The sequence below is a fragment of the Chitinophaga varians genome (assembly GCF_014529945.1).
Taxonomy (GTDB): domain Bacteria; phylum Bacteroidota; class Bacteroidia; order Chitinophagales; family Chitinophagaceae; genus Chitinophaga; species Chitinophaga varians.
In genome coordinates, this window is the sequence record NZ_JACVFB010000058.1 from 1 (window position 1) to 265 (window position 265).

Sequence of the window (265 nt, forward strand, 5' to 3'; positions counted from 1 at the left end):
GCCTCTTATCTTCACCTGATCATCTTTCCGCCTTACAAACACGATGTTGCCGTCAGGCAGCCAGTAGCCAAGGTCTCCGGTGCGGTATATCTTCGAACCGGGATTGACAGGATTCGCAATAAATCTCTCTGCTGTCAGTTCCGGCAGGTTCAGGTAGCCACGGGCCACGCCTGCGCCACCAATGCAGATTTCCCCCGCTACGCCTACAGGCGCCAGCCGGGTGTTATCATCGAGAATAAATATGTTTTCATTCAGCAACGGTTTC

Annotated in this window: 1 protein-coding gene; it reads right to left on the reverse strand. The window is 53.2% G+C overall.

Annotated elements, in window-relative coordinates; all coding sequences use genetic code 11:
* The coding region (locus ICL55_RS35035; RefSeq protein WP_188106738.1) for an AMP-binding protein at positions 1-265 on the reverse strand (265 nt) is incomplete at both ends.